At 46.0% G+C, this 13,727-nt stretch carries 10 protein-coding genes and 1 pseudogene; 9 read left to right on the top strand and 2 right to left on the bottom strand.

What is annotated here, in order from left to right; all coding sequences use genetic code 11:
* Positions 1-494 precede the first annotated feature (494 nt).
* Positions 495-1,577 carry an acyltransferase family protein gene (locus ACOZIO_RS24910; RefSeq protein ID WP_421595874.1) on the top strand — a complete coding sequence of 361 codons (1,083 nt, stop codon included), beginning with the start codon at positions 495-497 and terminating at the stop codon, positions 1,575-1,577.
* Between the two features lie 21 nt (positions 1,578-1,598).
* On the opposite strand, the gene ACOZIO_RS24905 is transcribed toward ACOZIO_RS24910, so the two are convergent.
* Positions 1,599-1,808, bottom strand: coding sequence for a hypothetical protein (locus tag ACOZIO_RS24905; RefSeq protein ID WP_129952089.1), 210 nt, complete (start codon positions 1,806-1,808; stop codon positions 1,599-1,601).
* A 54-nt stretch (positions 1,809-1,862) separates the two neighbouring features.
* On the opposite strand from ACOZIO_RS24905, the pseudogene ACOZIO_RS24900 reads away from it, so the two are divergent.
* From ACOZIO_RS24900 to ACOZIO_RS24865, 8 genes and pseudogenes are all read left to right on the top strand, one after another.
* Positions 1,863-2,623, top strand: a pseudogene (locus ACOZIO_RS24900) (site-specific integrase); the annotation flags it as partial.
* A gap of 631 nt (positions 2,624-3,254) precedes the next feature.
* Positions 3,255-4,151: a helix-turn-helix transcriptional regulator gene (locus ACOZIO_RS24895; RefSeq protein WP_129952090.1), complete on the top strand. Its 897-nt coding sequence runs from the start codon at positions 3,255-3,257 to the stop codon at positions 4,149-4,151.
* A gap of 9 nt (positions 4,152-4,160) precedes the next feature.
* Complete coding sequence (locus tag ACOZIO_RS24890; protein WP_129952091.1) at positions 4,161-5,135, top strand: dynamin family protein; 975 nt, start codon at positions 4,161-4,163, stop codon at positions 5,133-5,135.
* 14 nt (positions 5,136-5,149) lie between these two features.
* Complete coding sequence (locus ACOZIO_RS24885; protein ID WP_129952092.1) at positions 5,150-7,408, top strand: dynamin family protein; 2,259 nt, start codon at positions 5,150-5,152, stop codon at positions 7,406-7,408.
* Between the two features lie 10 nt (positions 7,409-7,418).
* The gene (locus ACOZIO_RS24880) at positions 7,419-8,279 is read left to right on the top strand and encodes a hypothetical protein (protein WP_240782812.1); all 861 of its coding nucleotides are present in this window, start codon (positions 7,419-7,421) and stop codon (positions 8,277-8,279) included.
* A gap of 10 nt (positions 8,280-8,289) precedes the next feature.
* A complete protein-coding gene (locus ACOZIO_RS24875; RefSeq protein ID WP_129952093.1) occupies positions 8,290-11,544 on the top strand; it encodes an ATP-binding protein in 3,255 nt (1,084 codons plus the stop codon).
* Complete coding sequence (locus tag ACOZIO_RS24870) at positions 11,541-12,143, top strand: HNH/ENDO VII family nuclease (RefSeq protein WP_129952094.1); 603 nt, start codon at positions 11,541-11,543, stop codon at positions 12,141-12,143. Before ACOZIO_RS24875 ends, ACOZIO_RS24870 begins: the two co-directional genes overlap by 4 nt.
* Positions 12,140-12,547, top strand: a complete 408-nt coding sequence (locus ACOZIO_RS24865) for an SMI1/KNR4 family protein (RefSeq protein WP_217234011.1) — start codon at positions 12,140-12,142, stop codon at positions 12,545-12,547. Before ACOZIO_RS24870 ends, ACOZIO_RS24865 begins: the two co-directional genes overlap by 4 nt.
* A 222-nt stretch (positions 12,548-12,769) precedes the next feature.
* Here the strand turns inward: ACOZIO_RS24865 and ACOZIO_RS24860 are convergent, their stop codons facing one another.
* Positions 12,770-13,015, bottom strand: coding sequence for a hypothetical protein (locus tag ACOZIO_RS24860; RefSeq protein ID WP_421595873.1), 246 nt, complete (start codon positions 13,013-13,015; stop codon positions 12,770-12,772).
* Positions 13,016-13,727: the final 712 nt, after the last annotated feature.

Below are 13,727 nucleotides of genomic sequence, written 5' to 3'. Positions count from 1 at the left end.
TTCAGGACGGCGATGATCTGGTGCTCAGTGAATCGGATCTTACGCATAGCGATCTCCTCAGGGGACATAATCAGTATGTCGGAAGATCTCTAAAAATGAATGGGCCGTTTTGGTGGGATACTTACATATCTGCCAGGCGGTATCCAGTCTCTCACCTCTTCCCTATACACGATGTCGAAATTAGAATCCTTACCCATAACCCACCTCACAAATACTGTTCATGCATACAGCATTATCACGATAATTTTAAATTATGAAGCGGGAAAAGCCGGAGAAATCTCAGGTGCCTGATCAGCAACGAAAGAATGATTGATGAAGGTTTCTTGTAAGGGGCCTTATTGCTACAATCTTGAGACAAAATTCAAAGGTATAATTTCATGCAAAGACTTAAAAGATCCGGTGGCGTTCGAGGTTTGCTAGCTATTTTTGTTGCATTAGCTTGTGTCTGGCGAGCAGGTTGTATCAAAATGTATAATAAGGAGAAGTGATAAATAATGGGAAAGCTACATAACCTTCACTATTTGAGAGGGGTCGCTGCTCTACTCGTTGTATTTCTTCACTATAACTTTGTACTTCCAGAATACGCACAAAAATATGTAACAACCGATGGCGTTGGTGTAGACACGTTTTTTATAATAAGTGGTTTTATTATAACTTATGCGACACAGAAAAAAGAGAGTGTAACAGAATTTGCAGTTAAGCGACTATTCAGGATATACCCACTTTTTATAGTGGTGTGGTTTATTGCTTCTCTGACAATATATAGTAACGCCTCATGGAAGGATTTAATAAAATCACTTCTGTTGTTTCACAATGATTATAATTACAGAAATGCACCAGCATACGGTTTCAATTTAATGGGTACCCCATGGACATTAACTTATGAAATTTATTTTTATACTATTTTTTGTGTCTCCATGGCAATCTCGCAAAAGTACCGCGTTGCTGTATGCTCTGCAATTATCTTAATTATTGTCGCTGGGATGCAATTAATATTCAATCATGAATTTTCATTTTCATCTCAAATGTCTGCAAAATTGTACATAAGCGAGTGGTGGATGGTTCCAACAAAAATATTGAGTACTACAGTCCTTTTTGAGTTTATAGCTGGGATGCTGATCGCTAAGGCTTTCATGCAATTCAATCATAAACCTGGCAAGTCTACTACCTGCTATATATTACTAACTTGTCTATTTGTAATCATTTCGGTTGTTATTATTTTCGGATTTGGACCCGTTGGTTTATTTGGAAGTTTCTGGGTTGCACTTCCATTGCTCATCGCTACTGTATGCATTGATAAGTATGGGCCTACATTTAAATCATCTTTCTTAAACAATGCGGGTAATATCTCATATTCACTTTACATCATTCACTTCCCTTTGATGACGTTTTTCAGGCAATATTTTTTTGAAAAACACCAACTAACCGACACGCAGAGATTTATATGCTTTAGCTTAATGATAGCACTTTGTTATATAGCTGCAAACATTGCACATACTTTAATTGAAAAACCTGCAATTAAATTATCACGTAAAATTTGCATGCGATTCAAAGCACCACCTCTTAATTTCAGTTAATTACATTTCAACCTATTAGAGTTACTCCAATGTGACTCTAATAGAGGTGGTAAAGCCTTCGCCATAATAAAATAACCCATCTAATTCATTATAATACATGCCGGTTTGGCAAAATATTCCATCTAATATTTCTATCAAATAATAACCTTCAATTTGAAATGTTTCATCGGCAACAATAGTGTTTACGACTAATATTGTTTCATTTGCTATGAGAGCATAACTCTTAATCATTATGCGTACTCCTCAAGTGTGATGCAGCCGTTAGCCCCTTTATCCGCACCGTATGAAGACTGGCCAGACGAACTACCGGCTCCACCGCCACCCGGGAAACCGCCAACATCACCGTTAGATGAGTACAAAGAGAAGCTGATTTCAGCGGCCACGCGCAGCCAATACCTTTCATTCATTCGCGGATTATTTCGGATCGCCGCTGATGAATGGAAGTGGCTAAGCAAAGCACCTGTCATCAAGACGAGAAAGCCAATCTCCCGCCGCATAAAATGGCTGACACGCGAAGAGGCATTAACGCTCATCGAATGCATGCCGGACGGCTTCAAACCGATTGTGATCTTCGCGCTGGCCACAGGAGTGCGCAGGTCTAAGATCTTGGATTTGGAATGGTCGCAGATTGGTATGCAGCGACGGGTAGCGTGGATACATCCGGAGAACGCCAAAGCGGGCAAGGCTATTGGCGTCGCACTGAATGATACCGCATGCAAAGTTCTGAAAGAGCAGATTGGTCGTCACCACAAGTTCGTATTTGTTCATAACTCAGCTAGCACCGCGCTGATGGAACAAAGACTGCTGAGGTGAGAAAGATGCGCGTTGATGATAACACGGCCTGGAGGACTGGTTTAAAGCGGGCTGGTATTACAGATTTCCGTTTCCACGACCTGAGACACATTTAGGCAAGTTGGTTGGTCCAGGCTAGGTTGCCACTTTCTGCACTGCAGGAAATGGGAGGTTGAGAATCTATCGAGATGGTACGCAGGTATGCACACCTGTCGCCAAATCACCTGACCGAGCACGCATGCAAAAATCGATGACGTTATGGCAATTCATGTGACTACTCTGGCGCTTTTGGATGGTGATGGTGAAGTGAAGAAGGCGTAACTAATTGATTTGAAATGGTCCCCTACAGGATTCGAATATAGCCATTACAACCCTTGTTATTACAGTATTTTTGCCTGTTCGAAAAACGCCGGAGCCCCCAATTAGGCCCCCAATCATATTTCGCTGAAAAAATAAGCAACTTCGAGGCTAGTGATTGTAACTGTGAATCACCACGCTGCCAACCTCTCTGAATATCGTCTTATTATTCAACAAATGTAGATGTGCTTTGATTTGCTTCTTGGCCTGGTCAGTTCAGACGTAGGAAAGTCTATTCATTCGCGGCACCGACTTTGTTGGTGCGATTCCATGTCTATGTAGTCCAGTCAGCATTAAGGGATATTTCAGCTAGCCCTTCATCCTTCAGTTCCTCCCGCCCCCTCCGTGATACAGGCGACGCCTGTGGTAAAACAATGGGATAATCGCTTAAGTTTTACGCCTGAGTGCCGATATTATTCTTAATAGCTTTCGACAGAATAATTAATGTCAGAGTTTTTTCATACGTGACACAACCTGTCAACTAGCGCATGTAAGCTTACCAACAGATGAACAACACGGAAGTGAAAAATGAGCAAAAAAAATCTCTTATTGGCTACGCGTCTTGCGGATATTTTATTACGTTTTAACCGTGGTGAAACTTTAACGCTTAGCGGTCTGGCTGAAGAATACGGGGTGCATCAACGCACCATTCGTCGTGATATAGAAGAGCGACTCTCCATCACAGGGATAGAGAAAAACGCTGCCCTCAATGGCTATAGTCTGCGTCCTGAGTATCTGGGAAAGTTTGATGCCTCAAGCATTGATACTTTTGCCTGCGTAGCGGGAGTAAAAGGATTATTTCCAGTATTGGACAGGAAAATGCTTCAGTCCATGTTTTACCCGACTTCGACGCAGAATATCCTTGTGATGGGCCATCACTACATCAAAAGTGAGCAGCAAACTGACAATTTCACACGTTTACAGCAGGCAATTGATGAACGTCGTCGTGTGTCATTTAGCTATTACAAACGCGCCGAACAGCGAAGTTACAGCGTAGAGCCCTATCAGTTGATTAACCACAACGGGGTCTGGTATCTCGCCGCGCAGCATGAAGAAAAAATTAAGAAGTTCACGCTCGGTAAAATATCTGCCTTAAATTGTACTTTCGATCTCTTTGAGCGCTCTCAGGCGCTAACGGAAACGTTGAAAAATGAAGAGAGTGTATGGAGTACTGAACAAAAATTTGAAGTGGTAATAAAAGTATCCCCTGAAGTGGCTGAATACTTTCAGCGCCGGGATTTGGTAGTTGGACAGATCATAGAAAAAGAACTGACTGATGGTGGGTTAATTATATCTACAAATGTATCGCATAAAAATGAAGTGTTGCCTGTGGTGCAATACTGGTTACCCCACTTGAGAATTATTTCACCTGAAAATTTACAGCAGGAAATGGAAAAAGTAATCAGAAATTATCTGGGAATATAAGGTAAGGGCATGGCAGAAAACAAACCAAGCAAAAAAAAGTCCGCCAGGAAACTATTTACCAGGCCGGAACATTGTAATGTAATTATTGCGGCTACAATGAGTGCAGGGAAAACTTCGCTTATTAACGCGCTACTTGGCAATGAAATTCTTTTTTCGGCTAATGAAGCAGCAACGGCGACGCTAACACGTATTACTCATAACCGCAGTTTACGTCAGCGCATCGAAGGAGTGAGCTACAACCAACAGGGCGAATGCCATGAACGTAGTAACAATGTGCAAAGTGCGACGCTCAGGCAGTGGAACAGTCATCAGGCAGTGAAATATATCGAGCTGGATTGCCGTATTGACAGCTTGCGCAAAACAGTGAAGCCGCTGGTTATTTACGACACCCCAGGGCCGAACAACAGCCAGGATGCCAGTCATAAACACCTATTGGACGCAGCGCTGACATTACCGGGGAAAAAACTGCTGGTATATGTGCTCAATGCAACCCAACTGGCAACTCTTGACGATAAGCAACTGCTGCTAGACATAAAAAATAGCCCGGCGTTAGCATCAGGCAACCAGATTATTTTTATCCTCAATAAAGTGGATCAGCTTGATGACGAGCGCGGCGAGACCATAGAGCTTTTTCTTGAAAAAGCTCGAGAATATCTGGAGCAAACAGGGTACCGGCAACCGGTCATTATACCGGCGATGATGCAAACATCCTTAATTGCCAAAAAAGTACTCAATCGCAAAAGTATTACGCGTAATCAAAAGCATCGTTTGCAGGCCGAACTCGAGCGTTTTCGAGAAAACAAATTTAGTCTGAATGAAGCATCGCATATTTCTGTGGCGATTAAGCGCAAAGTTCGCGCCGAATTGAAAAGGACACTGCCTGAAAATAAGCAGTCAGACATGTTTGATAAAACTGAGTTGATTCAATTTATTGCCTACAGCGGTATTCGCACCCTGGAAATTTTTCTTTCACAGCATAATTAATCCTTTGGAAATCTATGAACAGCATATATCTGGAACATAACCCCTTTACCGTGGAATCTACGTTTTTGGTCAACGGAACCGAGCCTGCGCCAGGATGTAAACTCTCCAGTTATAAAGAAGCGCGGTTACAGCTTTGGGTGGAATCATTGTTTAGCGAGATACAGGCGTTGCTTAACGGAGAAACACAGCTTGAGGTTGAGTTTAAAGGCGTTGAATCGGACTTTATGGATGTACAGGATGCCGCCACAAAAGCACGTGAGAGCGGCATGGAAATTAGCCTGCGCTGGCAACCAGTGCGTGCGACGGAAGACCGTCTGGACGAGATTAATGCGCTGATGGAAGAGGCGAAGCTCAACCCGCAGTTCAATGACTACATCGTCAACAACGAACAGGTGCGTAACGATTTTCGCGAAGCCTTCAACAATGACTTTAACGTATATGTTGTCGCAACCATGTCTTCGGGCAAATCAACGTTAATCAATGCCATGCTTGGCCAGGATCTGCTGCCCGCGGCAAACGAAGCTACCACCGCAACCATCGCGCAAATCATTGATGATAAAACCACTGGGGCAAATTTTACGGCGCGCCGCTTCTCAAGCGCAGGTGAGGAAGAGTCGCTGCCAGAAATCAACGTTGATACGCTCAAAGAGTGGAACCAGTTACCGGATACGCAGGAAATTGAACTGCGTGGCAATATCGTGGCGATGCAACCGCGCGATCATGTTCGTCTTGTACTGACCGACACGCCAGGACCAAATAACAGCCAGGATGCAGATCATGAGCTTAAAACCATGGGTTTCATTAAGGATTCAAGACGTAACCCATTGATTCTTTATGTGCTCAACGGTACGCAACTGGGCACTAACGACGATAAAAACCTGCTGGGTCTGGTCGCTGAAACCATGCAAAAAGGCGGTAAACAAAGTAAAGATCGTTTCATTTTCGTCGTGAATAAGATGGATGCTTTTGACCCTGAAAATGGCGAAAATGTTGGTGCAGCGCTGCAGCGGGTGAAGACCTATCTTGAAAGTAACGGTATCCGGAACCCGCAGGTGTACCCGGTATCAGCACACTTAACTCGTCTGTTACGCAAACACCCGGATTCCTTAACCCGCAAAGAACGCGGAGATGTGAATACCCTGACGGATCTGTTCCTCGAAGAGCCGACGATGAACTTCCCGGAATACATGCCGCTTACCTCACGCGTGCGCCGGAGTCTTGAAGAGCGTGGCTTTACCAATGTGCTAAAGCGCAGCGGTTTGCCCGCCGTAGAAGTGATGATTGATGAATACATCGATAAATATAACGTGCCAACTCGTCTGAATCGCGCTTATGCCGCGCTGCATCGTGCCATTGGTCTGGGGATGAAAGAAACCCAGCTTGCCGAGCAGCTCAAGAAAGATGAAAAAGAGCTGGTGCTGATTAATGATGAAATTACTTTGCTGCAGGAAAGGCATAAAAAGGGGCTGAATACCGAAGCTTATAAAGAGCAGCTTCGCCGTGAAGGGAAAGGGCTGCCGGCGTTCATTGCTGAAAGATTCACTCAGGAAGATATGAAATTCCGCCGCCTGTTAAAGGAACTGTCCAATGAAATTAGCGCTCAGGGAGAGGTGGATGTAAACCGTGCAAAAATTGAATTAGAAAATGCCGAGCGGAAACTGACGTTTGCCAGTAACGATCTGATCGGTAATTTTGAAATTGCCTTCTCGGACGGTCAACAGCATATTAAAGATGAATTACAAAAAGAGTATCTGAAATTTATCGCCGAGATATTTGGTGAAGCCCGCACCCTGGCTTTGCCTTTGCTGCAGGGCCTCAAAGAGAGCATGCAGGATATGTCGCTTAACCTTAGCCTCAACGATCGCGATGTTAAAACCAAAGAGGAACGCTATAACGGCCGCGAGGTCAGCGACTCCAACTGGTATAACCCATTCTCCTGGGGGCGTAAGCGTACCGAATACGATTACCGCACCGTCGAATATGTCGATATGAATGAAACCTGGAAAGAGAAACGAACCATCATCGAAAGCGAGTTTAATGACTTCCGGGCCAGCGCGCTGAAAAAATTTGAGTCGGATAAAGATAAGCTGGTGAAAAACTATCTGGCCTTTATTGAACGCGAATTTAACGAGAAGTTCGAAGCTTTAATCGGCGCGATGCAAGAGCAGCTAAATAATAAAGAGGTTCGCGAGCAGACTATCGCTGAGGCGAGAGAGCAGCAGCGCTGGATTATCGATTTTAAAGCGAAGCTTGATAATACGCTGGCCATTTAATAAGGAAGTCATGATGGACGATAAATCTAAAACACGGCAAAGCCTGCGCCAGAATTTACTTGAGCAGTTAACCCGTAACGAACTGGAAGGCGATGAAATACGCCAGATTGTTGCCTCCAGCGCCGCTATTGCTGATTTCTTTGATGACTACCTGGTCAACGAGATCTTCGCGGCCATTGAGCCGGATGAGCTTGACTGGAACGCCGGGTATTTCGACCGCCAACGCAAGCTGGCGCAGAACAACTTCGCCGAGAAGCGCATCAGTCATCTTATTGATGTTCGTGAGTATCTGATTCGTAATGATATTGCTGGATTTGCAAAAGCGCCGGTAACCGGGCGCACAGAGGGAACGAACACAATGAATATGCAAGGCTATTTACCCGGCGCTAATCTGGCAAGAATGGTTGAACAAGGCGTTACCAGCATGGTGCGTTCGGCCTTAATCAATGAGCTTGAAAACAACCGCCTTGAAGATAATGAAATCAACAAGGCCGTCGCCTGGACACAGGAGCGGGTCGCCGATTTATTTGTCGACTATGAAGAAAACTCTCTGGCAGGGAAAATGAATAACAACCCCAGCCAGTGGGATGCCGATTACTACGACCTGCAAACTTCTTATCTGAATAGCAACTTTGCCAAAGTCCGTTTCGAACACTTGATTACGGTACGAAACTCGCTGCGCCTGCACGGAGTTAAGGGTTTTGAGCACATCATTATCAAGCCAAAAACCCAGCCACAGCCTAAGTCACAGACAGCTCCACGCCCGCACTCTGATGCTTCCTCCCACCCACAGCCTGGCTTTCTGCGTATCGCGTTGATGGCTGGCGGGGCACTGGCAGTACTGGCGGCGCTGGTGATTTCTCTACTCTAAGGATGGATTTATGACGCAATTAACGATGACGCCAGCGCGCCTGAAAGAACTAGAGCAGCGCACGGATGTAACTTTGCAATCAGCAAGAACGCTCATCAATCGCAGCTATCTGGCGGAGATGAAAAATTACCCGTTGCAGTCTATATCCACTCAGACAGGGCTACCAACCAATCGTGCCGGGGATGTTCGTATTTTCCGCATCGAACGCATCGTGCAGGAAAACAAACAGTCGGTGCTTGAAAGCACCACGGCTGCTTACACCGCATTGGGTGCAGCCGGTTACGCCGTCTTTCTGTTCCTGAAATCCGATGGACGTGAAACCAATTTGTACATTGGCACACGCGGTACGCCGGGAAAAATGCTGGGGCATAACTCAGGTGAACTGCTGAAAGAAACCTTCAAAGGGCACTTTTCCGGCAGCAGCCTGGTACCGCTTGCAGCGGGTGAAACCGACGAACTGCTTGATGGGGCGCTGGCGCAACAGGATGAACCTTCGGCGACAATCACCGCTGTCACGGGCGTGCCATCCTTGTCTACCGATAATCATGAGCATTTCATGCAAGGGCTGGAGCATTTTATCGATGCAGCGGAAAGCCGTGTTTATCAGGCACTCATCCTTGCAGAACCTGTCTCGCCACAAAATCTGGAAGTGATCCGCACCGGTTATGAGCAAGTAGCGACACAGCTCTCTTGCCTGGCAAAAAGGCAGTATTCGTTTGGGGTACAGGATAGCGAAAGCGTTGGTCTGAGCATCAGTGAAGGGTTGAGCCAGTCGTTGGGTGAAAGCCTGGGAATGACTGAAACCAAAGGAACTTCCGATACCACCAGTAAATCGACCACGGAAAGCTGGGGAGAGTCGCAAACCGTAAGCACGTCCGACGCTTTCACGCGCACCTATGATGAATATCAACAGGCACGCGCTCAGGGCGATAGAATGGGGGTAGTCGGCGGTATCGGCACCCTGCTGAAAAATACAGTGTTACCAAGAAATATTTCTGCCAGCCAGAATAGTGGCGGGTCAGAGAGTCTTTCCGATAGTCATACTACTAACCTGTCACAAGCCAACAGTTCAACGACGAGCAAAACCGATACGACCAGCCATACCGACAGCCAATCGCTGAATAAAACCCAGGGTAACAGTCAACAAATTTCCTTTGAAATCAGCGATAAAACTATTGAAAAGATGCTGGAAAAAGTTGACCACCACCTGGAGCGCGTCAATGAAGCACGAACCTACGGCGGCTGGCAAACCGCTGCCTACTTTATCGGTGACAGTGCGGCCTCTTCGGAATCATTAGCCAGTATTTTCCTGGGCCTGATGCGCGGCAGTCGTTCCAGTACTGAAGATTTTGCACTCACGACCTGGCAGTCACAAAACAAAAAAATGGTGCTCGACTGGCTGGCAACGCTTACACACCCGCGCCTGACTCCAGTTTTTTCTGAAGGCATCAATATTGATTACCTGACGCCTGCAACGCTTGTTTCAGGCAAAGAAATGGCGATTCAGCTTAGCCTGCCGCGCCGCTCTACCTCCACCGTGGCGGTACTTCAGACGCAGGCTTTCGGGCGTAAAGTTCAACGCCTTGATAGCAACGGCATTAGAACGCATGCTGAACGCGAAATTTGCCTGGGCTCTATACGCCATCTTTGGAACGATCTACCACAAACTATCAACTTAGATGTCAACCAGTTAGCGAGCCACCTATTTGTGACGGGTTCAACCGGCGCGGGGAAAAGTAACGCTATTTACGAGGTGCTTTCCCAACTGGGCCATCATAAGGTTCCGTTTATGGTGATTGAACCGGCGAAAGGCGAATACAAGCATATGTTTGGTCACCGCAGCGATGTGCGGGTTCTGGGCAGCAATGCGAAGTACAGCGAATTGTTGTGCATAAACCCATTCCGCTTCCCGGATGAAACCCATGTCCTTGAGCATATTGACCGGCTGGTGGAAATATTCACCATGTGCTGGCCAATGTATGCCGCTATGCCAGCAATTCTGAAAGAAGCAATTCTGCAAAGCTATAGTGAATGCGGCTGGAATATGGTGAGTTCCGTCAACCGTTTCACCCCAGCGCTGTTCCCGACATTCAACGATCTGCTAACGCAACTGAAAGCGGTGATTGATGATTCCGCCTACTCTCAGGAACTAAAAAGCAATTACACCGGTTCGTTGGTGACACGCGTAAAATCGCTGACTAACGGATTGAATGGACTGATTTTCTGTGGTGAAGAAATTGATAACGCGGAGTTGTTCGACAGCAATGTGATTATCGATCTTAGCCGCATTGGCTCTCAAGAGACGAAATCCCTGATTATGGGGATTCTGGTTATCCGCCTGAGTGAACACCGCGCTGCATTTTCAGGTATGAACCAGCCGTTGAAACATGTCACGGTGCTGGAAGAAGCTCACAACATTCTTAGACGCAACGCCTCTGGCGGTGGCGGCGAAGGGAATGACATTACGGGAAAATCGGTGGAGATGCTCTCTAATGCTATTGCCGAAATGCGTACCTGGGGTGAAGGGTTTATTATTGCTGATCAATCCCCTTATGCCGTTGATATTTCTGCGATTCGTAATACCAACACTAAAATTATCATGCGCCTGCCAGAGGAGGCTGACCGGCGTATCGCGGGAAAATCCGCAGGTCTGAACGACGAGCAGCTTGATGAGCTGGCGCGGCTACCGCAAGGGGTGGCGCTAGTTTACCAAAACGACTGGCTGGAGCCGGTGCTATGCCGGATTAATAAATTTGCCGGTAAAGAAGAGATATTCCATTACGAAGCCACAGCCGTTGTTACCGACAATCACCAGCTCTTTAACCAGCAACTGATTGCCTGGCTGATGGCTCCGCGCCTGTGCCAGCCTCAGGAGATCCCCCTGGAGTCGCTGGAAGCTGGGCTGGAAGGTAGTTTGCTGGCAACCGGGCAAAAAATTGCGCTGAAAACACTATTTGATGAGTTCCGCGCAACCGGAGGAATCAGTCTGCAAAAAGAACAGCATTTTACTCGCATGGCAAAACTGGTAGTTAACCTTCTCAACTGCACCACCTCCATTGAACGATGCGTCCGCGCCGCTCCGGACTTCAATCAGTTGGAACAGTCGTTCCGCCAGCTTATTGCTAAGCAAACCGGTGAACTGCCCGCAGGACTTGAGCGGGCGGTGCAGCAGTGTTTTATGCGCGAACTGGCTGGCAGAAATGATGAATACCTGAAGGTCTATGCCGCATGGCGTAAACACGTCACCGCGGAGGCTGTAGCATGATTGAAATGGCTGTATTAAAAGAGCTGGCGATGGAAGCGCTGGGTGATCTGATGGAAAGTGTGAAAGACCTGAAGATCGAGGACATTAATGTTGAAGATCTCGACAGGCCCGTTGATCTGGATTTACCGCGCAACGAACTGACGCCGCTTTCTGACGAAACTAAAGAGGTTCTCAGCGAGGAAGGTTACAGCGACGAAGTTATCGATAGTATTGCCAGCGAAGAAGAGGCGGCGATTTATCAGGATGCAGGGCTGGAATGTCAGACCGTTAACGGCAATGATGCGTTAATTAATACTGAAATCGATTTGGACCAAACAGATTCCCTGGGTGACACCAATCTTGAACGTATGGAAAAGGGCAAAGCGCCGCTGGATGCCAATGGTAAACCTATAGAATTACATCATGTCGGGCAGAAGGCAGATTCCCCGCTGGCAGAATTAACGCACGCGCAGCATATGGAAGGTGGAAATAATACTATCTTGCATGACACTACAAAAGAATCTGAAATCGACCGTGGGGCATTCGGCAAAGAGCGCGAAGCGCACTGGAAAGCACGAGCGGAAGAGATTAAGCTACTTCAGGAAAAGGAGGCAGCATGAAAAAGTTAGAGCAGCAGGTTGCAACGCACGACGCCGATATTCGCCCTGCAACAGAAAATGAAATTAACGCTGCGGAACAGGCGCTACGTATGCATTTTTCAGAGGAATATAAAACCTACTTATCTGAGTTTGGTTTGGTCGCCTCTGGTGCTACGGAAATTTACGGTCTTGGCGTCCCTGCCACTTCACATCTGAATATTCTAAGCGCGATAGAACCGCTACGTGAAGGCAAGGATTATCCACAGCAGGCCGTACCACTTTATGATATCGGCGATGGTTACTATTCTCTCTACGACAATCGTCAGTGCAAAATCCTCACCTGGTCGATGATAACCGGGGTGGTGGAAATAAGTGATGAGACGCTTGAAGCCTTCCTGCTACGTGTCATTTTTGATGTTAAATAATAAATGCTTAGTATTCCGCTTAATTAGTCCATAAAATAAACCCGTCAGCTAGGAATAGCTAGCGGGTAATGCTGTAAATAAAAAGAGACAAATTTCGGGAGCGGATATCATAGTGCCCCTAACTGGAATCCTATAACTGAATCATCACAGTGACAGCATTAAGCACAGAAAAATAATTTGGGTTTGTCGTGATTCGCGCTGGATGGTATCCGGCAACATTCCTTATCCTTTCAGGCTGGCAAAAGCCACAAAGATATTCTCTGGACCATCCATCTCGCAACCAGCAACGGGCGCTTTTATCTGTCGGATTGCAAGGATTACACCTATAAGGTGAATGCGCATTCCATCACCCACCGGCGCGATTATTATGATGTCAGGGCACAAAGCTACATTGAAGTCATTGCGGAGATTATCCGGCTTGCCAGGCTGGAGGAAAACAAAGACATCAGCCTGTTTTTGTTCCGGCATGCTTTGGTCGAAGCTCGGTATTTTTTGGGACTTTACCGGAAAAGGGTTCAGAATACCTCTGGCATGAAAGCTAATTTCATATCTCAGATATCGCTGCACTGTTTATTCAAAGGAATAAGTAACATTAGTGATGCATTGTTTTTTATCAAGTTGATGAGAAAAATCTGGCTTTAGTGAAGGCGCGATCATTCAATTAATTAGCAAGCATCTAATCATTCAGACTTTTCGCTAAAGAAAAATCCGAGTGATTTGCGAGAATAGTCCTAATAAATCTCCACACCCTCCCTCATTAATAATTTCGTTACATTTTTCCGTGACCTAGTTTGCTTTAGTGCATCACTGACTTATGCTATTTTCTCATTTCGGGAACGGAAGATTTAAGACAATGGTGTGCTGTAAGTATTCTGTTAATGCAGAAAACTTAAACTCATTGATATATTCACACCATCAATGCTTTATTATTGGATTATGACCATCAATTATCATCGCCTTCCACTGCTGCACTATGGATTGATAAGCAGGAAGAGCTTTAGGTAGTCATTGCTGTTTACATAACGTGATTGCCCGTTATTTGGTTTCAGTTTTGGTATTCACGCCCATGAGCGTTAAAAGGACTTAAACGATGAGCATTCAGGAATACATTCTTGCTGGCAGTAAATTACCGGTCCACAACCATTACCAGTTAAGACTTAAACGGCTGGAATCCCGGCAG

It is taken from the genome of Rahnella sp. PD4 (assembly GCF_049199325.1).
GTDB classification, from domain to species: Bacteria; Pseudomonadota; Gammaproteobacteria; order Enterobacterales; family Enterobacteriaceae; genus Rahnella; species Rahnella perminowiae.
Note: the sequence above shows the minus strand (reverse complement) of the source record. Positions and strands in the feature narration are given on the sequence as shown.